We start from the raw sequence: 23170 nt of genomic DNA, 5'->3' as shown, positions 1-23170 counted from the left end.
TGTTGGGAGTGGAAAGAATGAGCAAGGCGATTCGGTTATCCAGATTATTTAATGGTCAAACAGGCAATACGGTCCTGCTGCCCGTAGATCACGGTATATTGGGCGAGGTGCAGGGTCTCGAGGACCCCATCGAAGTGTTGGAAAGGCTGATTCCGCTCGGAGTGGACGGCGTGCTGATGAACAACGGCATCCGTCTTCGTTCGGAGTCTTTATTCTATGGACGCCTTGCGCCGTCGCGCATTCTTTCCTCGGATACGTTTTATCTTGAAGAAGGCGCCATGCACCATGATTTGATCGCTATGCCGGAAACGGCGCTGCAGGCCGGCTGCGACTGCGTGAAGGTGCTGCTCTTCTGGAATCGGCCCGGCTCTGAAAACATGCACAATATCCGCATGATCTCCGAGCTGGTGAAAGAAGCCGAGAGATGCCAAATACCCGTGATGATTGAGCCGCTGCTGTACGATCCTGTACCGGACGCGAAAACGAAGATCAAAGCTTTGACCGATGCTACCCGAATCGCCTATGAGCTCGGTGCGGATATCCTGAAGGTCGTTCATCCGGGCGAACACGAAGTCTTGAAGCAATGGGTGGGCAAATTCAAGGTTCCGCTCGTTATGCTCGGCGGAGGGCTTAACGGCGGCGTGGACGATTTGATTCGGTTAGTCGACCAAGCCGTGAAAGCGGGCGTAAGAGGAGTGGCCATTGGGCGCAACGTTTGGCAGCGTCCGAAGGAGGAAAGCGAACGGGTGATGCGGATGTTCACCGAAGTGGTGCACGGCAGAATCTCGTAAAGGAGAATTCGTCGATGAAAATGAAAAAGCTGATCAATGATCCTCTGCTGGTGACGGATGAATTGGTAGAAGGTCTTGTCCTGGCACACCGCAAAAAGCTGCGAAAGCTGGATGACATGAATGTCGTGGTTCGGACGGATGTCGATTTCAGCCGAAAGACCGGGGTCGTGATCGGCGGCGGGAGCGGTCATGAACCGTTGTTTCTCGGTTTTGTCGGGCGAGGCATGGGCGACAGCATCGCGCATGGAGACATCTTTACGTCGCCGTCGGTCGATGTCGTCTATGAAGCGATCAAGGCGGCTGACGGTGGGAACGGAGTCGTTCTCATCTACGGGAATTACATGGGCGATATTCTCAATTTCGATATGGCGCAGGAACTGGCCAGAGCGGAAGGCATGCGCGTGGAAACCGTTCGCGTGTGGGACGATATCGCATCGGCGCCGCCGGAAAAGAAGGATGAACGAAGGGGCACCTCCGCGGATGTGTTTGTGATCAAAATTGCCGGGGCGGCGTCCGAGCTGGGAATGAGCTTCGACAACGTGCTGCGGGCCGCGGAGAAAGCAAGAGATCAGAGCCGGTCGCTTGGCGTTTCCTTATCCTCCTGCACGCTGCCGGCTGTCGGCAAGCCGATCTTCGAGCTGGAAAAAGACATGATGATGATCGGCATGGGCGTCCACGGAGAGCCGGGAATCGAGAAAACGAAGCTCTTGAGCGCAGATGAAACGGCGGACGTCATATTCAGCCGCTTGTTGGATGACGATCTCGCTCTTCAGGCTGGGGACGAAATCGCCCTTCTTGTCAACGGTTATGGGGCGACGACCATGATGGAGCTGTATATCGTGAACCGAAGGCTGCATCAGTTATTTGAGGAGCGCGGCATCGGCATTTACGGCAATCTGGTCGGCAACTATTGCACCTCGCAGGAAATGGCCGGATGCTCGGTCACGATGATGAAATTGGACGACGAGTTGAAAATGCTGTATGACCAGCCTGCGGAATCGCCGGGACTGACCTTGTTTTAGGTGGAAGGAGGCTGTAACGATGGAAACGATCGACGTGTTCATGCTGAGAAAAATGATCGCGAATGCCGGCAGGCACATCACTGAAAATCAAGTGCTGTTATCGGATTTGGATGCGGCTATCGGCGACGGGGATCACGGCGTGAGTATGGCACGAGGTTTTGCAGCGGTCAGGGACCGCGTTCTTCAATCGGAATCAGCCGATATCGGGACGCTGTTGATCGATACGGGCAGGATGCTGATGAAGGAGATCGGAGGCACCTGCGGCCCGTTATTCGGCACGTTTTTTCTGAAAATGGCGCCGCATGGGAGGGACAGAGCGGAGATCTCGCTCATGGATTGGTCAGCCATGCTAACCGATGGCCTGCATGGCGTTATGCTGCTCGGCAAAGCGGACGTTGGGGATAAAACGATGCTGGATGCGCTTGAACCGGCAGTGCGTGTCGTTGCGGAGTCCGCAAGCCAAAGCGGTAGTTTCGTTGCTGCTATGACCGGCGCAGCTGAGGCCGCCGTTACGGGCGCGGAGAAAACGGCGGAATTGGTTGCGCGAAAGGGCAGGGGACGTTACCAGGGAAACGCATCCTTGGGACATCAGGACGCAGGCGCAACCTCCGTCGCTTTGATGATGACGGGATTCAGCGAAGCGCTTAAAGCCTAAACAGAGAAGCTTGAAATTGGGGAGGATCCGAAATGCAGCCTACTGTATGGAATGGCGGCGAAACCGTACTGGATGAAGAAATGGAGCTGCTGGTCCGGGTTTCAAGAAGACTCGGATCCGATGAGCGGCTTGTATTGGCAGGCGGCGGAAATACCTCCTTGAAGAGAATGGAACGCGATCTTCTGGGGCGTGAGCACCACGTGCTGCGGGTGAAAGCCAGCGGCTTTCGCCTAGCCTCTATCGCGTCCTCCGGTTTTTCCGGCGTTAAGCTGGATGAGCTGGCTCCGCTGCAAGCTAGAGACACCATGACCGATGAGGACATGGTCAACTATATCGCTCATACGATGACGGCTCCCGATCAGCCGCGTCCCTCCATCGAAACGCTGCTGCATGCTTGGATCCCGTATCGTTGGGTGCTGCATACGCACGCTGACGACATACTGAGCACCGCAAACAGCAGATTGAGCATGAGCGCGCTGCAGGACATTTATGGCGATCGGCTGCTGGTTATTCCGTATGAACGGCCGGGCTTTCTCCTCTCGAAGCAGGTTTGGGAAGCCGTTTCATCTGCTCCTGAGGCGGAAGGCCTGCTGCTGCTTCATCATGGGCTGGTCACTTGGGGGGACGACTGCGAAACCGCCTATGAGCGTCATATGCGTTTCGTCGCCCGGGCGCAAGCCTATATCGCCAGGCAGGAACAACCGGTCTCCTTCGCGCCTCGCGAACCGGAAAGCCGCAAGCTTGCAGAGCAAGTAACTCCCGTTCTGCGCGGAGCATTGAAGTTGAGCAGCAAAGATGCGGTCATGCTCTCTTACGATGATTCGCCGGAAATCATTGCATTCACAAGGAGGCGGGATTTAAGCGCACTGCTTACAGCCATGCCGGCTACGCCGGAGCATCTGCTTGCGCTGAAACCATTTGCCTTGGTGATTCCTGCGCTTCCGCCAGCAGAAGAGAAGGAAGCTTTGAAAATTGCGATATCCGATGCCGTCAGCGCCTTCCGGGAGGAGTATGCGGCCTATATCCGCCGAAACGGCGGAAACCCTGCGGAGTCCCATCACCCGTCGCCGCGAATTATAGCCATTCCAGGCCTAGGAGTATGGGCGTCCGGGCCAACCGCGCCGCAAGCCGATTATGCCATGAAGGTTTTCCGTCACACGATCGGGATTATGGAAAAAGCGGACGCAGCAGGCGGCTATTCGCCGCTGGCGGAATCCGAGATGTTCCAAGCCGAGTACTGGCCGTTGGAATTATATAAATTAAAGGCGCCGAGAGAGCGGAAAGGGGAGCTTTACGGCAAAATCGCCATGGTAACCGGAGGGGCCAAAGGCATTGGATTGTCGATCGCGCGGTTGATGCTGGAAGAAGACGCTTGCGTCATCTTGGCCGATATTGACCGGAAATCGCTGGCAGAAGCCGAATCGGAAATGAACAGCCTTTATACCGGTCGGATTCGAACCTTACATATGGATGTTACGGACGAAGCCAGCGTCGAGAACGCTTTCGCGGAAGCGAGCCTGTTCTTCGGAGGCCTGGATATTCTCGTTTCCAATGCCGGTGTAGCGCCGGTCGGGTCCGTTCAGACCTTAAGCCTGCGTGACTGGGAGAGAAGCTTCGCCGTCAATGCGACAGGCCATTTCCTCGTTGCCCGGACAGCCGTTCGTACCATGCTTGCACAAGGGCATGGCGGCAGCATCGTCTTCATTAATACGAAGAATGTGCCTGCGCCCGGCAAAGACTTCGGCGCTTACAGCTGCGCTAAGGCAGCGGAAGCGCAATTGTGCCGCATTCTCGCGATCGAGCACGGTCCGGACCGGATTCGATCCAATATGATCAATCCGGATACGATCTTTACGGATTTATGGACGCCGGACATGAAGGAAAACCGGGCTCAGGCATACGGCGTACCGGTTGATCAATTTGAAAGCTACATCCGGAACCGGTCGTTAATGAAAGAAACGGTCACGGCCGAAGACGTCGCGCAGGCAGCGCTGTACTTGGCCTCGGATCGGTCGCGGGTCACGACCGGCTGCATTCTTTCGGTTGATGCCGGCGCGCGTGAAGCTTTTCCAAGATAAGCGGGGGAAGGATGACAACATCATGCGGAACAAGGTCGCAATCGTATTGGATCTGTTGAGGGACGCTCTTCCGGGCCGAGTCCCCGAAGCCCTGCTATCGCTGAAGAAGATGGGCGTATCCGGTGTAGAACTGGGGCAATTTTATGGGCATACCGCCAAGGAAATGGCCGGGTTCATACGGGATGCGGAGTTAAAGACCGTCGCGCTTCACCGTTCGGCCGAAGATTTCTATGATCCGGCCAGATTGGAATTGGCGATAGAGGAAGCGCTCCTTCTGCAAGCGGAAGGCTTGGTGTTTCCTTACGTCATCCAGGAGAACCGGACGGAGGCGGGCTATTCCCGCCTTCGGGAATGCTTGCTGAAAGCCGCCCGGGCGCTGAACGAGCATGGACTGCTGCTTAGCTATCACAATCACGAATTCGAGCTTCTCAATCAAGTCAGAGGCACAAATGCGCTGGACTTTATGCTCGATCCATCGGCAGGCGAAGGGATTTACGCGGAATTCGACGTCTACTGGCTCGCGAAGGCCGGCTATGATCCTCTTGCTTTCATCCGGAAGTACCCGGGCAGAGTATTGAACCTGCATTTGAAGGACATGACGGCGGACGAGAGGCAAACCTATGCGGAATTAGGCACAGGAACGATCGACCTGCCTCCGATTTTGTCGTGGGGCGAGCAGCATGCCGTCCGATGGTATATCATCGAGCAGGATATCTGCCCTGGAAATCCGTGGGATAGCTTGAGGATTAGTTTGGATTATCTGAAGAATGCAGATCTCGGCAATGGAGGGTGAAACCATGACCATGGTTAAGATCGGGAAGCATGCGTTCGAAATGGGAAGTAAATATTTGACGGAGCTTCGGGAATCCAACGATATTCTGGACGACGCCGAGGCGCTGCGCGCGCGAATGGACGAAGACGGTTATCTGCTCATTCGCGGCTTCCACGATAAGGAGACGGTAAAGCGAGCGCGCATCGAGCTTCTCCAGGATCTGGAGAAACAAGGAAAGCTGGATGCAAGCGCGCCTCTGGAGGAGGCCGTGATCAACAAGCACCATGATGGCAGATTTACGTTTCAGGATAACGAACATACGCCGATGCTGCTTGAGCTCGTCAACTCGGATCGAACGATGGCGTTCTTTGACCGCTTTCTCGGGGGCGAATCGATGACGTTCGATTTCAAGTGGCCTCGCGTGGTCGATCACGGAAGATTCACGGGGGCTCATTACGATGTCGTTTATATGGGGCAAGGCACCAAAAATTTATTCACGCTCTGGACGCCGTTAGGTGATGTTTCTTATGAGATGGGCGGAATTTGCTTGTGTCTGGGCTCGCAGCATTTTGATGCTATTAAGCGAACCTATGGGCAAATGGATGTTGACCGGGACAACATCGAAGGGGATTTTAGCAGAAACCCGCTGGAGCTTGTCGAAAAATACGGCGGCCGTTGGGCGACGACGGAGTTTCAAAGCGGCGATGCGCTGATTTTCGGCATGTATATGATGCACGCGTCGTTAACGAATACTTCGGACCGGTACCGGCTCAGCGTGGACACACGGTATCAGCTTCGTTCGGAAGCGATTGACGACCGTTGGGTCGGGAAGAAACCGAAGGGCCATTACGCTTGGGGAAAGAGCGCTCCTCCGAAGGCTATGGCCGAGGCCAGAAAAGAATGGAATATATAAAGGGATAAGGAGGGTCTAAGCTATGGGCTTTGCGGAAGACGGATATACCGTCGTGAAGGGCGTGCTGGCCGACGAGCTTGTACCGATTAGAAGCGTGATCGCGGCAGAAGTGGACCGCCGGACAAACGAACTTTACGCGAAGGGGAAAATCACCGAGAAACACGAGAACCTGCCGCTTAGCGTCCGTTGGGCGGAGGTATGCAAACAGCATAAGCAGACCGCATTCGGATGGGGGACGGACACGGGGATTTTCAGCAAAGCCGTGTACGATCTCTGCTCGCATCCTGGCGTTCTGGATGTGGTAGAAAGCATCATCGGCCCTGAAATTCTAGTGAATGGCGACTTCAGCGTACGCCCGAAGCTGCCGCATGAAGCCTATACGACTCTTCCTTGGCATCAGGACGGTTATTACTATGGAGGTCGGGATGCGGGCTCGAAAGATTTCATCGTTCTCTCCATCTGGGTCCCGCTTGTAGACGTCGATGAACGAAACGGCTGCTTGCAGGTCATTCCGGGGAGCACGAACTGGGGCTTGATCAATGACTACGTGAAGACGGAAGGCGGGCATGTCGCATGTGCGGCGGATGTGGAGGCGCGCGGCGAGGTGGTCACGGTTCCGATGAAGGCGGGAGATCTCCTCGTTTTCGACCAATTCACCTTCCATCGCACGCTGCCTAATCAGGCGGAAGAAATCAGGTGGAGCATCGACCTGCGCTTCAGTCCGGCCGACCAGCCTTTGACGTGGCATAACAATGCCGATTTTGATGGCATTTGTCCATGTTTTATCGCGAGAAGCAAGAAGAACCCGGATCGTGTCATGAGCTGGGAAGATTGGAACGCCAAGCATGATCGAATCTATGGTACGGCTAAGGAGGCTTAATCGATGAATCTATCATTCGGGCAGGTGGAGCAATACCGGCGAGACGGATATTTGTTGGTGGATAACGTCTTCTCTCCGGAGGAAGTACAAAGGATGATTGAGGAAGTAGACGGGGGCGAAGGCGTCGTATCTTCGATCAGCCAAGTCAATGATACGAAAGGAAACAAGGTCAGGCTTGCCTTCTGGGATAATCTGACCGATGACATTTGGTCCAGAGCATCCTCCACATGGCGGATCGTGAATAGCATCCGAATCTTGCAGGGAGAAGAAATCAGCTTCTATCACGGCAAGGTAGCGATGAAGGAAGCCTATACCGGCGGAGCGTTCGAATGGCACCAAGACTACGGTTACTGGTATAACGGCGGCTTTATGTATCCGAATATGATCAGCGCGTTTGTCGCGCTTGATCCATCCACGAAGGAAAACGGCTGTCTTCGCGTCCTGCGGGGCTCGCACAAGCTGGGCCGGTTGACGCACGTTCATGCGAACGGGCAAACCATGGTCGAGCCGGAGCGAATGGAGATGCTCGAGAGCCGGCTCGAAACGGTTTATTGCGAGATGCAGCCAGGCTCCGTTCTGTTCTTCGATTGCAATACGCTGCATACCTCCGCTGCCAATCAATCGAACCGCCATCGGAGGTCGTTCATTGTCTGTTATAACGCTCTTTCAAATACGCAGGTATACAAGGGCGAAGTGATCGAGCGCGGCGTATGTCCGGTCGATGCGAGCGCAAGTATTTTAGATCCGGTCTGAAGCCTGCTTTAAGCTATCTGGGAGGTGTAGAAGAGTGAGGTACTTTGAAACAGACGAAGCGCTGCGGAAGTTCAAGCGCTTCTTCTCGCTAGAATATGATTTGATCCGTCACGGGATCGGCTTTGAGCCCCGGATTCCCGAATATTCGGGGAAATGCGATTTCGTCAAGCATCTTCACGATGATTTGAAGCGCTGCAAGGCGATACGGGAACGCATTCAGGATTACGGGATTCTCCACCCGGAGAAGCAGATCGAACCGGAATGGACGAATCTCGTGAAGCATCTGCTGACGGCTCCGAATCAGTACTATTTTATTGCCGGCTTGTATCTTGTGATCAAGCGCGAGCAGGCAAGCGCTTATCGGGAATATGTCCAATGCACGCTCAGATTGAATGACGCCCCTTCCGTCGAGGCGCTGGAGGATCACCTCCCGCGGCTGGAACAGCATATTGCCTGGGGGAAGCAGTTTATCGAAGCAGGCACCGCCTTGTTGGCCGAAGAGAAGCAAATCGAGCAGTTTATGGATGAAATCAAGCTGCATATCGATTCGCTCGGCGGTTTATACCGCGGCGCCGCACCGGATCAGAGCAAGAAAATTCCCGAATATCCGGACTATCGGCTCCCGGTTGACATGGAGCTGGAAAGCCGATTCACATGGCGCAGCGCGGAACGAATCAGCGAGGAGGTGCACCCGCTTGAGGGCGGCGAGCATCCGATCCATCATTCCTACGTCCACTTCACCGAATTGCCGGTCATTGATATTTGCGCATCGTTCGTTTACGAGGGACGGCAGATGCCGTTTGAGTACATCGCGAACTTTATCCGCCAAACCTGGGATGAAGTCCGCCATTCCCAGATGGGATTTTCACGGCTGCTTGCGCAGGGAATCGATCCTTATAAGGTACCGATTCCGGTCGGCCATTACCGCGCATTCACTTCCGTTAACCTAGTGGAACGCATTGCGGCGCTTACTCAGGTCGGAGAAGCTTGTTCGTTTGCTTCCAAGAGACGGTGGACGAAGCTGGCGGATGAGATGCACGATCCTCTCTCGGCGCTTGAGCATGATTACGATGTGCTCGATGAGAAAACGCATGTGAAATTCGGAAGCCGTTGGCTTAAAGAATTGATGGCCATGACCAAGGAGCCCCGCAGTCTGAAAGACCTTATTTCCGATGCGGATTATAACGTAAGGGTCGTTATTAATGAAATCAAAAAAGAAAAAGGCGAGAAGTGGGCGGCAGACCTCGGTCCGAAGTTTGAAAGCTGTCAAGAATCCGATTCGGACTTAAATCTCGCGCCGAAATTTTTCATAGCGTAACGCACTTGCGGATCAATTCTCTTCAAATGGAGGTATAAGGATGGGTTTAAAAATTGGCGTTGTCGGCGCGGGGGAGTTTTCGCAATGTTTTTTCGCCCTGCTAAAGGCACATCCGTTCGTTGATGAAGTTTCGCTCGCCGAGCTTATTCCGGATCGGCGGGCTAAGGCCGCGGCCGTATATGGCATTACCCGCACCTTCGATTCCTTGGACTCACTGTGCAAAAGCGATGTGGACGCGGTATTTCTGCTTTCGCAGCGGCATCTGCACGGTCCGCACGTGCTGCAGGCCTTGAATGCAGGCAAGCATGTGTACAGCGCTGTCCCGATGGCCTCATCGCTAGAGGATATCGAGGCCATCATCGATACCGTCAAGCGAACGCGACTGACTTATATGACTGGGGAAACCAGCCACTATTATCCGAGTACGGTATATTGCCGCGACCGGTTCAGAAATGGGGATTTCGGCGACTTCGTGTACGGCCAGGCGTGTTATATCCACGACATGGCGCACGGCTTTTACGGCTCCTTTCAAAATTCAGGAGGAAAGGATTGGAAACGGGTTGCGGGAATTCCGCCGATGTATTATTGCACGCACTCGCTTAACCTCGTCCTCGGCGTAACGGGCGCATATGCGACGCATGTATCCTGTCTCGGCTATGAGGACCGGCATGAGGACGAAATTTTCCGCGTCGGCAATAATCTATGGGATAACCCGTTCAGCAATGAAACGGCGCTGATGCGTACGTCCGATGGCGGCATGATGCGGATCAATGAGTTCCGCAGAGCAGGCTGGACAGGGAAGAACGGCACTTATATGAGTATTTTCGGAACGAAAGGCAGTTATGAGGAACACGCCAATTCCCAAGTGTGGAGCGGCTTCGAGCACGGTACGCTGGAGGATATTACCGAGCTGCTGGATTGCAAGCCAGGCATTTGGCACCATGAGCTCTTTGCGCTGCCGGAGAAAACAAGGATTGAATTCAGCAAAGGCGTGTTGTCCAAGGTTCACCATTCGGATCGTCTGCCGAAGGAATTTGAAGGGCAGCCGAACGGTCACCTTGGCTCCCATCAATTCCTTGTGGACGACTTCGTGCAGGCCTGCGTGAGCGGCAAGCTTCCGCCTCTCCATGCTTGGAATGCGGCTAAATACAGTGCGCCGGGACTCGTCGCGCACGAATCCGCGCTGCGTGGCGGAGAGATGCTTAAAATTCCCGATTTCGGTCGGCCGCCGGCGGACTGGGAAGTGCTTCAGCTGGATTAAATCCGCGCTTAATTTAGATATGGAGGTTATACGATGGGCTTAAAAATTGGCGTAGTCGGCGCTGGGGAGTTTTCGCAATGCTTCTTTGCGATCCTTAAGGCGCATCCATTGGTTGAAGAAGTATCGCTTGCGGAGCTCATCCCGGATCGGCGGGCGAAAGCCGCCGCTACCTACGGAATCAAGCGCACGTTTGAATCGTTGGATGAGCTGCTCAAAAGCGATGTTGACGCTGTATTTCTGCTTACCCAGCGCCATTTGCACGGCCCGCATGTCGTCCAGGCGCTGAAGGCGGGCAAGCATGTCTACAGCGCGGTGCCGATGGCTAATTCCCTGGAGGAAATGCAAGGGATCATAGAAGCGGTAAAGGAAACGCGTTTGACCTACATGACGGGAGAAACGAGCTATTACTACCCAAGCACGGTTTACTGCCGGGACCGCTTCCGCAATGGGGACTTCGGTTCGTTCGTATATGGCGAAGGCTGCTATATCCACGATATGGCCCATGGTTTCTATCAGTCCTTCCAAAATTCCGGCGGCAAGGACTGGAAGAGGGTTGCCGGCATTCCGCCGATGTATTATTGCACGCACTCGCTGTGCTTAGTCCTTGGAGTTACCGGGGCAAGCGCCACGCATGTTTCTTGCCTGGGCTACGAGGACCGGCATGAGGATGAAATATTCCGGGTCGGCAATAACTTGTGGGATAATCCGTTCAGCAACGAAACGGCATTGTTCCGGACCTCCGACGGCGGCATGATGAGGATTAACGAGTTCCGCAGAGCCGGCTGGTCGGGGAATAACGGCACCTACATGAGCATCTTCGGCACGAAGGGAAGCTATGAAGAGCACGCCAAATCGCAGGTATGGAGCGGCTTCGAGCCCGGGACGCTGCAGGATATTACCGAGCTGCTGGAGTGCAAGGTCGGCGTTTGGGACCATGAGCTGTTCTCCATGCCGGAGAAAACCCGCATCGAGTTCAGTAAAGGGCTTCTATCCAAGGTACATCACGCGGACCGTCTGCCGAAAGAGTTCGAGGGCATGCCGAACGGCCACCTGGGCTCCCATCAATTTCTGGTGGACGATTTCGTCAAATCTTGCGTAAGCGGCAAGCTTCCGCCGCTCCATGCATGGAACGCTGCCAAATATTGCGCGCCGGGCATTATCGCGCATGAATCCGCATTGCGGAATGGGGAGATGCTGAAGGTTCCCGATTTCGGCAATCCTCCGTCAGATTGGGAGGTTATGGATTGAACCGCATCAATCGGCTAAGAGGTGCCGTTATCGGATATGGGAATATGGGCACGCATCATGCGAAGCAGATGGAGAAGGCAGGAATCGAATTCGCCGCGGTATGCGAATTCGATCAGGCCCGTCGCGAACAGGCTAGGATAGACTACCCGCATCTTCGCGTATTCGGGGATGTCAAGGAATTGCTCGAAGAGCCGGGCATTGACTTGGTCACCATTGTTACTCCCCACGATACGCATGCAGAGCTTGCCATGCAGGTACTGGAGGCCCGCAAAAATTGCATCTTGGAAAAACCGATGTGCATTCATGCGGATGATGCGGCTGCGCTTGTGAATAAAGCGAAGGAAACCGGCGTCATGCTTTCGGTCTATCACAATCGGCGTTGGGACGGATGGTTCATTACCGCGAAGGAGCTGATCGAGCAAGGGCGGCTCGGCGATGTCTTTTGCGTCGAGTTCTACTTTGGGGGCTATGGACATCCGGGTCAATGGTGGCGTTCCGATAAACGGATTTCGGGCGGCGCTTTCTACGATTGGGGCGCGCACTATATGGATTGGCTGCTCGGAATCGTTCCGGGCAAGGTCAAATCCGTCAGGGGCTACAGCCAGAAGAGGCTTTGGCACGACGTAACCAACGAAGATCATCTGGACTGCATCATTGAGTTTGAGAGCGGAGCGGTCGCTCACGCCCAGACCTCGCAGCTGGCGGCAGCCGGCAAGGTTGAACGCCGCATTCTGGGAACGAAGGGCGCGATTATTAGCGATAAGCTGGGTCAGCAGGAATTTTTGACCTTGTACACCGAGAAAGACGGGGAGAAAGTGGAGTCGACCGTACCGTACGCCAAGACGGATTGGCTATCCTATTATCACAATATCGTTGCTCATCTTACGGAAGGGGCCGAGCTGGCCGTTAAACCGGAGCAGGCTCTGCGCGTAATCGCCATTTTGGATACCGCCACCAAATCGGCCGAGCAAGGACGGGAGCTTACCGTACCGTACGAGACCTAAATCATATCGCATGCGGGGCCTTCCTGGACATTACGTATAGGAAGGTCCTATTTATAACGCTTGGCACCTTTGCAACATGGCATTCAGAATCGTAAGGAGCTGCAGCTGATATGGACTATAAAAATAAAGAAGATATATGCGCCCATCTGGGGGATGATTATTCCCGGTTCTTGGGCGCTATCGTTCCGCCTATCTTTCAAACCACCTTGTTCACGAATACGGACAAGCACGGGTATGTTTATACCCGGGTTTCCAATCCCACAACCGAGATCGTTGAAGGTAAAATCGCAGCCTTGGAGGAGGGGGAAGCCGCCAAATGCTTCTCATCAGGCATGGCTGCCATTTCCGCAGCGATCATGAGAGCCGTGCGGACCGGCTCCCATGTCATATGCCCGATAACGGTATATGGAGGCACAAAGCATTTCTTAACCGACTACCTGCCGCGTTTTCAGGTGGAAACAACCTTCGTACCAGGGGATTCTATCGAGGATTTCGAACGGGCCATTCGCCCGAACACGCATTTGATCTACTTGGAGAGCCCATCGTCCAACTTATTCGCGCTCCAAGATTTGCAGGCGCTCGCACAATTGGCGCGCGAACGCGGAATTACAACGATCGCCGACAATACATGGGCCACGCCTCTCTATCAAAATCCGCTGGCTCTCGGAATCGATATGGTCGTTCACTCCGCCTCCAAATATTTAGGAGGGCACAGCGATGTGACCGCCGGTGCCGCAGCGGGCAAAAGCTCGATCATGAATGAGCTGGCCGGCCAGGAAAGGCAGCTGTACGGCGCTGTCATGGATCCGCACTCGTCGTGGCTTCTGCTGCGGGGGATACGCACGCTTCCGGTCCGCATGAGTCAGCATCAGGAAAGCGCTATGAAGGCAGCGCGCTTCCTGGAAGCGCATCCCAAAGTCGAGAGAGTTTTCTACCCGGGTTTGCCCAGCCATCCGCAGTACGATCTTGGCTTAAAGCAAATGACAGGCTACACGGGACTGCTTAGCTTCATGCCTATCGGACGGCCTGAGAGGATCATAGAAGCGGTCAAATCGATGCGGTACTTCCAGTTCGGTCCGAGCTGGGGAGGGTTCGAAAGCTTGGTCATGACGTACGGGATGGGGGCTTCAAAGGAAGAAACGGATCGAATGGGCATTCCGGGCGGACTTGTACGGATTTCAGTCGGTCTTGAGCATGCGGAGTCCTTGCTTGAAGATCTGGAGCATGCCTTAAGCAAAATATAGGCTCAGTCCAGGAGCCGAAATCGGGAGGGATAGACATGAGCGGGATCAAGTCTATGAAGTCTATTCAAGATCGGGCCAAACACGAGCAGCTTATCAGAGACGGGTATTGCGTGTTCGAAAATATTCTTGACAACAATTTTCTGCAACAATTGCGCGCGATCACCGATCAATGGGTGGATCGGCAGACGGAAGAGGATAAGAGGCATAACCGATCCACCGGGAGCATGATTCCGACTTGGAAGGAGCCTTTTATCGCCAGGTTGATTGCTCATCCCAAGGCGCTTGAAGCCCTCGCTTCGATAGGCTTCCCGGAGCCAAAGTTCTCAAGCGGTTATATCATTAGCAAGCCCGCTCAAAGTCCGCCGCTATTCTGGCATCATGATTATGCGGCATGGGATGACCCGGCAGGCTTCGACGAGATGCCTCAGCAGCTTTTCCTCATGTATTACCTGGTGGATACAACCGCACATAACGGTTGCTTGAGAGTGATTCCTGGCACGCATGTCCATGATAATCCGCTGCACGTAGAGCTTGAAGACGCCCATGACCCGAAGCTGAAGGAAGCAGAAAACCTGAATTTGCCGGCCTTCTCGGTCCGTAAAGACGAGGTGGACGTGACCGTCAGAGCGGGGGATTTGGTGGTCGGCGATTCCCGCTTGCTGCACGCCTCTCAAGCCAATCAATCCAATGAGCGCAGAACGGTCATTACCTTGTGGTACCATCCCGATATGGCGGCGCTGGCGGAGCCTGTCCAGGCTTATATCGAAGGCATGTCGATCGGCTACGCCGAGCAGTTGGAAGGGAAGAAGCCGGATATATGGCCGGAGTGGGCCATTCAAACGGTGGAACCGCTGCTCGCTCGTTACAAAGGCGACGCCGAGCCGCTGGCGTACAACCGCAAGCGTCCAATGCGAGGCCTGTGATTCAACTGCTATGAATAAAGCCAAACCGGTACCTTATATGCGTACTGATTTGGCTTATGAATCGGCATTCTCGCAGTAAGCCGGAGTTAACGCTAGAATTGGGCAAGTAACCGGCCATCCTTGACGACTACCGCGATTTTGTCCAGACAATAGTCGGGCATGGACGTGCATTCGCCCGTTTTGACGTCAAACGACCAGAAGTGAATCGGACAGAAGAGGGATTGACCATGGAGTCTGACCGTTCCTCCCGCATGCGGACAAATGCGGGATAAGAGCGCATATTGATCTCCGTCTTTTGTTAAATAATAATCTTCTCCACGAATCGTAACCTCTGCCGGCAAGCTGGGAAAAGCGGTTTCTTCTCCAAATTCATAGGGTTCCATGCGGATCGCCTCCAATTTTTTCACCTTGAAACTACCATAATTCACGATGCTCGGCCTGTCAATTTACAAAGTGATAGAGGAAACCTATTTGTTGCTTTAGGCCAAATACAAGTTTACGACGGGTTACTTATACTGAATGAGCGGATTGGAAATCGGAAGGAGCGGACCAAGAATGAACATGTTGATCGCGGATGCCCGAAAGCAGGACATGATTACGGATGAGCAGGCAGCGTTTTTTCTGGAGAACGGTTTCCTGGTCATACGCAATGCCCTTTATGGCGAGGAACTGAAGCTCATCCAAGACGAAATGATGAAGCTCTATGAGAAGGGCGTTGCAGGGGGATTCTCCGATCCTGATTATATGTACCGCAAAGGAGAACTAACGGGAAAGAGCGTGCTGAGACGAATCGAGTATGTCATCGACAAGAGCGATACGATGAAAGCGCTGCTCGCTCATCCGTATATTTTAAAATCGGTCGAGCGGCTGCAGGGGAATAACTTTATCCCGACTTGGGATTCGATGGTGCTTAAAGCCCCGAATGAAGGGATTGCCGTGGAGTGGCACCGGGATGCGGGCGTACCGGGAGGACGCATCGACCGTCCGATCTTTAATGTAGACTTCTATCTGGATGAAGCCGATTTGCAAACCTGTCTGTGGGTCATCCCGGGAAGTCAGAAATGGACGAAGGAACAGGCGCACGAACGCTGTGCAAGGCCGGGATTCGATACCTCCGATGCGATTCCGGTTCCGATGCAGCCGGGGGACGTTATCTTTCACGATATTCAAGTGCTGCACGGCTCTCCTGCGGGGAACGGGAACCCGCTTCGCCGGACGGTTTACTACGAATTCCGTCCCGGAGAGATCGAAGCGGAGCACGGGCCTCATACGCTCGAATATTTATCCTTGAAGCAGCATGTCCTGCTTGACTGCATCAACCGGCGAAAACAAACCTCATACGGACAGGCGGAGCGGGAATTTGAATACAAACCGAGCGGAGCTTTCGCGATCTCGGAGCCCAAAACCCCTATTTCTTATCGATATGCTCATGAAAACTATGTGAGATTTTAACCTCATCGCGCATGAATCAGAGGACCCGTTCCATGGCGGACGGGTCCTGCGTCTTTTAAAACCGATAACGGGGGGATCGTATGCTGCAAAGCAATATGTTCTTGACGGAAAAAAAGCTGGAGCAACGCATTGGCGAGCTTGAAAAATACCGTTATTCCGACATTCGCCCGATACCCGAATACCGGTTCTGGGCGGATCAAGAGGCAGTAGTCGGCGCGATGCCGCCTGATTCCGCGGAGTGGGGGAATATCTCTCTTGGCGAGCGTTGGCGGGGCTGGGACAAAACGGCTTGGCTCAAGACGGAAGTAGTCATTCCCGCAGAATGGCGCGAGCGGAGGTCCGTGGGGCTGTTTCATTTCGGCAGGGCGGTTAACGGCCATAACCTGGGCTTCGAATCGCTTCTGTTCGTTGACGGGGTTCCCTATCAAGGCGTCGGCGGCAATCACGGCGAGGTGTTTCTGGCAGAGGAATGGACCGGCCGGAAGATCGAGCTTCTGTTTAAAGTATGGTCGGGGTTAAACGGCATGACCGGGGACAAAACCGAATCGGAGCATGAAGTCAAGCAATCCTGTCTGGCTGTGCTGGAGGAGGAAACGGATGACTTGTATTTCACCTCTTATGCAGTGTCTGAGACGTTAAAGGTACTCAGCGACAACGGCTGGGAGAAACAGCAGCTTCTGAAGGCGCTCGATCGGGCCTTTAATAGTATTGATTGGAGCGCTCCTGGAAGCGAAGCGTTCTACGCCAGCGTGAAGGAAGCGAACGGGAAGCTGAAGTCGGAGATCGGAGCGATTCCCAAGTCGAACGAGGTAACCGTGCGCTGTATCGGGCATACGCATATCGACGTGGCCTGGCTATGGCGTCTGAAGCATACGAGGGAGAAAGCCGCACGTTCGTTTTCCACCGTGCTTCGCTTTATGGAGCGTTACCCGGAGTACGTGTTTCTGCAATCGCAGCCTCAGCTGTATGACGATCTGGAACGCGATTATCCCGCGATTCACCAACAAATCGAGGACCGCATCCGGGAAGGGCGTTGGGAAGCGGGCGGCGCCATGTGGCTTGAGGCGGACTGCAATGTGCCGTCAGGTGAATCGTTAGTCAGGCAGCTTCTGTACGGGATGCGGTTTTTCGAACAGAAATACGGTGTTCGGTGCACGTATTTGTGGCTTCCCGACGTATTCGGGTACAGCTGGGCACTGCCGCAAATTTTACGCAAAGCCGGGCTTACGTCGTTCATGACGACTAAAATCAGCTGGAGCACCTATAACCGATTTCCGCATGACACGTTCTATTGGCGGGGCATCGACGGCAGCGAGATCCTGACGCACTTCATCACGACCTCAGATCCGGGGCAGAAGCCAGACAGCATCTATAAATTTTATACGTATAACGGAGAGGTTTTGCCGGAAACGGTGACCGGCGTTTGGAATAATTACCGTGATAAAGAGGTGAATGACGAGCTTCTGCTTTCTTACGGCTACGGCGACGGCGGTGGAGGACCGACCAGAACGATGCTGGAGATGAGAAGGCGTCTGGAACATATGCCGGGGCTGCCTCGGGTCACGACCGGCCGGGCCGATGAATTTTTCAGCCAGTTGGAGCAGAAGGTCCGCGAAACGGACCGTTATGTACATAAATGGGATGGGGAGCTGTATCTTGAACTCCACCGAGGGACGTATACGTCTCAAGCTTATAATAAAAAAATGAACCGGCGCATGGAGAACCTGCTGCGAAACGCCGAAATCGTTTCCGCCTTTGCCTCTTCTATGACCGGTTATGACGCGTATCCCCGCGACTTGCTGAACGAAAGCTGGAAAATCGTACTGCGCAACCAATTCCATGACATCTTACCCGGCTCGTCGATCGCTGAAGTCTACGAGGACTGCCGCGTAGAGTATGCCGAAGCTGAACGTCTGGCCGCTCGCTCCTTTGAGATGGGCATGCAGCGGATTGCGGGTATGATCTCCAAGGAAGGGGAAGCCGGCTGGGTGGTTATGAATACGCTGCCCTGGAGAAGAACCGATCTGGTGGAGATTCCATGGACAGAACAGCTCAAGGGCAAGGTATGGACGGATGCTTCCGGTCAACCGCAGCAAATCCAGCGAATTACTGGACCACAGGGAGATCGGCTGCTCATCCGGGTAGATATTCCCGGCATGGGGTATAAGACGATATTCGCTCGTGATCATCACGCGGCGGGGGCAAAGGAACTCCGTCCGGCTAGCCGGAGCCAGATTACCGTATCCGGGCGCGGTGCGGAAACGCCGTTTTACAGCTTGGAATGGAATGCTTCCGGACAACTGACGCGACTGTATGACAAACGCACTAACCGCGAGGTTTTAGCCAGCGGACAGAGCGGTAACCGTTTCGAGGTTCACGAAGATAAGCCGCTTTCGAACGACGCATGGGATATCGATATTTATTACCGCGATAAAATGAGGCACATAACGGATTTGAAATCGATCGAAATCATGGAGGAGGGACCGCTGCGTACAGCGATTCGCTTCATTTGGCATTACGGTCACTCCGTATTGACTCAGCAGCTGATCCTATATCCGGACGATCCGCGGATCGAGTTCCAGACCCATGTGGATTGGCGTGAACGTCAGCAGCTGCTTAAGGTTGCGTTCCCGCTGGAGGTCCGGGCAACAGAAGCGACGCACGAAATCCAGTTCGGCTCAGTGAAACGCCCGACCCATTGGAACACAAGCTGGGATTTCGCAAGGTTCGAAACTTGCGCCCAACGTTGGGTCGATCTGTCCGAGAGAGGACTCGGCGCAAGCCTGCTCAACGATTGCAAATATGGACACGATGTGCGAGACAATGTGCTCCGGCTTACGCTGATTAAATCGGCGATTAATCCGGACCCTGCCGCGGATCTAGGCGAGCATGCCTTCACGTATGCCCTTCTCCCGCACGAAGGCGATTGGTTCACCGCGGAAATCCCTGCTCATGCTCACCGACTGAACATTCCGCTGGAAGCGGTCGAATTATCCGGCACAGATCATTCCTATGCAGCAGGCATCCTGCCGGCGGATTTCAGCTTCTTCGAATGCTTGGCCGATCATGTCATGGTGGATACGATTAAAGCGGCAGAGGACTCGGATGACTGGATCATCCGGTGTTACGAGTATGGGGGCAAGAGGGGCGAGGTATCCTTTTCCACGCATTATCGCATCGAGAGCGTCGAGGAAGTTAATTTGATGGAGCGCGCTGAGCATGCGGTATTTCATACTGAAATAGGCTTTACGGCACCTTTTAAACCGTTCGAAATCAAGACGTTCCGCATCAAGCAGGCGAGAAGCCAGTCGTAGCCGCGCTGGATCTTTAACGGTTTCCTTTTACGTTTTCAAACCTGGACAATGAAATGGGCCGAATCTATATTGACAATACTGCAGCCTCATGCAACAATGACCTTGAAACCTCAAATCCATAAGGGAATGAGTGGTCGCAATGTATTGGCGGGACGCACGATACAGGACAATCACATACCTCCCCTTTTTAAACAGGGACCGTGTGGAAGGCAATGCCTTCCGCCCGGTCCCTTTCTTATGCTAAAGCAAGAAAGGGGACGGCACGGATGGTGACAGCCGAGAAGTCGAGAGGGGTGTTGACATGACGCCAATCGTGTTGGACGGAGAAAGCCTCAGCGTGGATTTGGTTGCTGAGGCGGCATTCGATAACAGACCGGTCATCCTTAGCGGCAGAGCGAGCGAGCGGGTAGCAAAATGCAGGGAAATGGTTGAGGAGCTCGTAGCGGCCGGTCAAGTCGTGTACGGCGTGACGACGGGCTTCGGAAAATTCAGTGACGTCCTCATTTCGTCGCAGGACGCAGCAAAGCTTCAAGTCAACTTGATTCGCAGCCATGCTTGCGCCGTGGGCAATCCCATGTCCGAACCGGCCGTACGTGCGCTCATGCTGCTTCGCGCCAACGCGCTCAGTAAAGGAAACTCCGGCATAAGGCCGGTAACGCTGCAGCTCTTGATCGATTGCATTAACCGGCGCGTCCATCCTGTCGTCCCCGAGCAAGGCTCGCTTGGCGCAAGCGGCGATTTGGCTCCGCTTTCTCATCTCGTACTTGTGCTGATGGGCGAAGGAGAAGCGTATTATCAAGGAAAACGGCTCCCCGGCGCTAAAGCGCTGGCACAGGCTGGCCTGAAACCGATCACCCTGCAGGCCAAAGAAGGGCTCGCGCTGATTAACGGGACCCAGATCATGACCTCCATCGGCACGCTGACCTTCGTTAAAGCGCTGCGGCTTGCCAAAATCGCGGACGCGATCGCCTCGATGACGCTGGAAACCCTACGCGGCATTCCGGACGCCTTCGCCGAAGAAGTGCAGCTCGCGCGTCCTTATCCCGAGCAAATCGGCGTGGCGCGCAACCTGCGGACGCTGCTGAAAGGAAGCGGGCTCACGACGCGGCAAGGCCAGATTCGCGTTCAGGACGCCTATTCGCTGCGCTGCCTGCCGCAAGTGCACGGCGCAACGCGGCAGGTGCTCGGGTACGCGCTTGATAAGCTTTCCGTAGAAATCAACGCTGCGACGGACAATCCGTTATTGTTCACCAAGGAAGGACTCGTCATATCAGGCGGTAATTTCCACGGGCAGCCGATCGCTTTTGCAATGGATTTCATGAAAATCGGCATGTGCGAGCTCGCTAATATTTCTGAACGCCGGACCGAGAGGCTCGTAAATCCGGCGCTGTCAGGGGGATTGCCGGCGTTCTTGAGCCATAACCCGGGGATCGCGTCCGGCCTCATGATTACGCAGTACGTTAGCGCATCCCTCGTGTCGGAGAATAAGGTGCTCGCGCATCCGGCCAGCGTCGATTCGATTCCTTCTTCCGCCAATCAGGAGGATCATGTTTCGATGGGTACGACGGCTGCTCGACATGCGGCACAGGTGATCGATAACGCGGCTAAAGTGCTGGCCATTGAGCTCATCTGCGCGGCGGAAGCGGCCGATTTCGCAGGTGCCGACGGCTTGGCGCCGGCGACTCGCGTATTGTATAACAGCTTGCGATCGATCGTTCAGCCGGTCGTGGACGATCGCTCCACTTCGTCGGATATTGAGAAAACGGCAAATGCGCTGCTATCCGGAAAATGGCTGAAAGCCGTCGAAGCCGTGACAGGTCCGTTATATTAGCTCTCACTCTAAAGGAGGAGGTCCCTGCTCATGAATGCGAATCATCCAATTGAACCAAAACGCGTTATCCGTGCCCCGCGCGGCACCGGGCTGTCCTGTAAAGGCTGGGTGCAGGAAGCCGCAATGAGGATGTTAATGAACAACCTCGATCCGGAGGTCGCCGAACGTCCGGAGGATTTGGTTGTGTACGGAGGGATCGGCAAGGCAGCCCGGAACTGGCCTTCGTATGATGCTATCGTGCGAGAGCTGCAGCGCCTCGAGAGCGACGAGACCCTGCTTATTCAATCCGGCAAGCCGGTTGGCGTCTTCAGGACGCACGAACGGGCGCCGCGCGTGCTGTTGTCGAACTCCGTGCTCGTGCCGAAGTGGGCAACGTGGGAAAACTTCCGTGAGTTGGAGCGGAAGGGACTGATGATGTACGGTCAAATGACGGCGGGCAGCTGGATCTACATCGGAACGCAAGGGATTTTGCAGGGGACTTACGAGACATTTGCCGAAGCGGCCCGCCAGCATACAGGCGGCACTTTGAAAGGCACGCTTACGTTGACGGCGGGGCTTGGCGGCATGGGCGGCGCGCAGCCGCTTGCCGTTACGATGAACGAAGGCGTCGTCATTGCCGTAGAGGTGGACCGTTCCCGCATCGAACGGCGCATCCAAACCCGTTACTGCGACGTGCTGGCGGAAACGCTGGACGAGGCGCTCGCGATGGCGAAGAATGCCATGGCTGCCGGGAAGCCGCTTTCGATCGGACTGCTCGGGAATGCGGCTGAAATCTATCCGGAGTTTGTAAACCGAGGCATGAAGCCGGATTTTGTGACCGATCAGACATCGGCGCACGATCCGCTCGTCGGTTACATCCCTGCCGGGTATTCCTTGGAACAAGCGGCCGCGCTGCGCGCCGGCGATCCTGCGCGGTATGTGAAGCTGTCCAAAGCAAGCATGGCGGCCCACGTGCAGGCGATGCTCGATCTGCAGCAGCTGGGTTCCGTCGTGTTCGATTACGGCAACAACATCCGCCAGGTCGCTTATGACGAAGGGGTAGGGAACGCATTCAACTTTCCGGGATTCGTGCCGGCCTACATCCGCCCGCTGTTCTGCGAAGGCAAAGGCCCGTTCCGCTGGGCGGCGCTTTCCGGTGACCCGGAAGACATTCGGAAAACGGATGAGCTCGTGCTCCGCCTGTTCCCAGGCAACGAGCGGTTGCGCCGCTGGATTGAATTGGCGGGTGAGCGCGTTGCATTCCAAGGCTTGCCGGCGCGCATTTGCTGGCTCGGCTACGGCGAACGCGAGAAGTTCGGGCTCGCGCTGAACGAAATGGTCCGAAGCGGCGAGCTGAAAGCGCCGATCGTCATCGGCCGCGATCACTTGGACTGCGGCTCCGTCGCCTCTCCTAACCGTGAAACGGAAGCGATGCAGGACGGCTCCGACACGGTAGGCGACTGGGCGATTCTGAATGCGCTCATCAACACGTCGGCGGGTGCGTCCTGGGTATCCGTCCATCATGGCGGCGGCGTCGGTATGGGTTATTCCTTGCACGCGGGCATGGTCGTCGTCGCGGACGGTACCGATGAAGCGGCGCAGCGGTTAAGCGCCGTACTGAAGTCCGATCCGGGCATGGGCGTCATCCGCCATGCGGATGCCGGTTATGACAAAGCGATTGAAACCGCGGATAAACACGGCATTCGAATTCCGATGCGCGAATAAGGGAGGG

19 protein-coding genes are annotated in these 23170 nt (G+C 54.9%); 18 read left to right on the top strand and 1 reads right to left on the bottom strand.

Translation table 11 applies throughout. From position 1 onward, the window contains the following. Window positions 1-17: 17 nt before the first annotated feature. From DL346_RS14510 to DL346_RS14445, 14 genes are all read left to right on the top strand, one after another. Window positions 18-791: a class I fructose-bisphosphate aldolase gene (locus DL346_RS14510; protein ID WP_165822509.1), complete on the top strand. Its 774-nt coding sequence runs from the start codon at window positions 18-20 to the stop codon at window positions 789-791. 14 nt (window positions 792-805) lie between these two features. Continuing rightward, window positions 806-1813, top strand: coding sequence for a dihydroxyacetone kinase subunit DhaK (locus DL346_RS14505; RefSeq protein WP_338066306.1), 1008 nt, complete (start codon window positions 806-808; stop codon window positions 1811-1813). A gap of 19 nt (window positions 1814-1832) precedes the next feature. Then, the gene (dhaL, locus tag DL346_RS14500; RefSeq protein WP_112882793.1) at window positions 1833-2468 is read left to right on the top strand and encodes a dihydroxyacetone kinase subunit DhaL; all 636 of its coding nucleotides are present in this window, start codon (window positions 1833-1835) and stop codon (window positions 2466-2468) included. Window positions 2469-2500: 32 nt separating this feature from the next. Next, window positions 2501-4546 carry a bifunctional rhamnulose-1-phosphate aldolase/short-chain dehydrogenase gene (rhaD, locus tag DL346_RS14495; RefSeq protein WP_112882792.1) on the top strand — a complete coding sequence of 682 codons (2046 nt, stop codon included), beginning with the start codon at window positions 2501-2503 and terminating at the stop codon, window positions 4544-4546. Window positions 4547-4568: 22 nt separating this feature from the next. Then, complete coding sequence (locus tag DL346_RS14490) at window positions 4569-5339, top strand: sugar phosphate isomerase/epimerase family protein (RefSeq protein ID WP_165822508.1); 771 nt, start codon at window positions 4569-4571, stop codon at window positions 5337-5339. Between the two features lie 4 nt (window positions 5340-5343). Then, window positions 5344-6231, top strand: coding sequence for a phytanoyl-CoA dioxygenase family protein (locus DL346_RS14485; protein ID WP_240633165.1), 888 nt, complete (start codon window positions 5344-5346; stop codon window positions 6229-6231). Between the two features lie 22 nt (window positions 6232-6253). Further along, complete coding sequence (locus tag DL346_RS14480; protein WP_112882790.1) at window positions 6254-7111, top strand: phytanoyl-CoA dioxygenase family protein; 858 nt, start codon at window positions 6254-6256, stop codon at window positions 7109-7111. Window positions 7112-7114: 3 nt separating this feature from the next. After that, window positions 7115-7864 carry a phytanoyl-CoA dioxygenase family protein gene (locus tag DL346_RS14475; RefSeq protein WP_112882789.1) on the top strand — a complete coding sequence of 250 codons (750 nt, stop codon included), beginning with the start codon at window positions 7115-7117 and terminating at the stop codon, window positions 7862-7864. A gap of 34 nt (window positions 7865-7898) precedes the next feature. Further along, complete coding sequence (locus DL346_RS14470) at window positions 7899-9182, top strand: DUF455 family protein (protein ID WP_112882788.1); 1284 nt, start codon at window positions 7899-7901, stop codon at window positions 9180-9182. A gap of 40 nt (window positions 9183-9222) precedes the next feature. Further along, the gene (locus DL346_RS14465; RefSeq protein ID WP_112882787.1) at window positions 9223-10443 is read left to right on the top strand and encodes a Gfo/Idh/MocA family protein; all 1221 of its coding nucleotides are present in this window, start codon (window positions 9223-9225) and stop codon (window positions 10441-10443) included. Between the two features lie 33 nt (window positions 10444-10476). Further along, window positions 10477-11691, top strand: a complete 1215-nt coding sequence (locus DL346_RS14460; protein ID WP_112882786.1) for a Gfo/Idh/MocA family protein — start codon at window positions 10477-10479, stop codon at window positions 11689-11691. After that, complete coding sequence (locus DL346_RS14455) at window positions 11688-12695, top strand: Gfo/Idh/MocA family protein (protein ID WP_206098521.1); 1008 nt, start codon at window positions 11688-11690, stop codon at window positions 12693-12695. Before DL346_RS14460 ends, DL346_RS14455 begins: the two co-directional genes overlap by 4 nt. Window positions 12696-12805: 110 nt before the next feature. Then, window positions 12806-13939, top strand: a complete 1134-nt coding sequence (locus tag DL346_RS14450) for a trans-sulfuration enzyme family protein (RefSeq protein ID WP_112882785.1) — start codon at window positions 12806-12808, stop codon at window positions 13937-13939. A gap of 35 nt (window positions 13940-13974) precedes the next feature. Beyond that, window positions 13975-14862 (top strand): phytanoyl-CoA dioxygenase family protein, encoded by an 888-nt coding sequence (locus DL346_RS14445; protein ID WP_112882784.1) that lies wholly within the window; start codon window positions 13975-13977, stop codon window positions 14860-14862. Between the two features lie 92 nt (window positions 14863-14954). Here the strand turns inward: DL346_RS14445 and DL346_RS14440 are convergent, their stop codons facing one another. Further along, a complete protein-coding gene (locus tag DL346_RS14440; RefSeq protein WP_112882783.1) occupies window positions 14955-15245 on the bottom strand; it encodes a Rieske (2Fe-2S) protein in 291 nt (96 codons plus the stop codon). A gap of 172 nt (window positions 15246-15417) precedes the next feature. Here DL346_RS14440 and DL346_RS14435 point away from each other — a divergent pair, with 172 nt between their 5' ends. The 4 genes from DL346_RS14435 to hutU all read left to right on the top strand — a co-directional run bounded on the left by DL346_RS14435 (window position 15418) and on the right by hutU (window position 23163). Then, complete coding sequence (locus DL346_RS14435; RefSeq protein ID WP_112882782.1) at window positions 15418-16314, top strand: phytanoyl-CoA dioxygenase family protein; 897 nt, start codon at window positions 15418-15420, stop codon at window positions 16312-16314. 80 nt (window positions 16315-16394) lie between these two features. Continuing rightward, window positions 16395-19628 carry an alpha-mannosidase gene (locus DL346_RS14430; RefSeq protein WP_240633164.1) on the top strand — a complete coding sequence of 1078 codons (3234 nt, stop codon included), beginning with the start codon at window positions 16395-16397 and terminating at the stop codon, window positions 19626-19628. A gap of 301 nt (window positions 19629-19929) precedes the next feature. After that, window positions 19930-21459: a histidine ammonia-lyase gene (gene hutH, locus DL346_RS14425; RefSeq protein WP_112882781.1), complete on the top strand. Its 1530-nt coding sequence runs from the start codon at window positions 19930-19932 to the stop codon at window positions 21457-21459. A gap of 30 nt (window positions 21460-21489) precedes the next feature. Then, a complete protein-coding gene (gene hutU / locus DL346_RS14420; RefSeq protein WP_112882780.1) occupies window positions 21490-23163 on the top strand; it encodes a urocanate hydratase in 1674 nt (557 codons plus the stop codon). Window positions 23164-23170 lie beyond the last annotated feature (7 nt).

The sequence above is a fragment of the Paenibacillus montanisoli genome, assembly GCF_003268025.1.
GTDB lineage: Bacteria > Bacillota > Bacilli > Paenibacillales > Paenibacillaceae > Paenibacillus_Z > Paenibacillus_Z montanisoli.
This window is presented reverse-complemented; position numbering and strand designations above follow the sequence as displayed.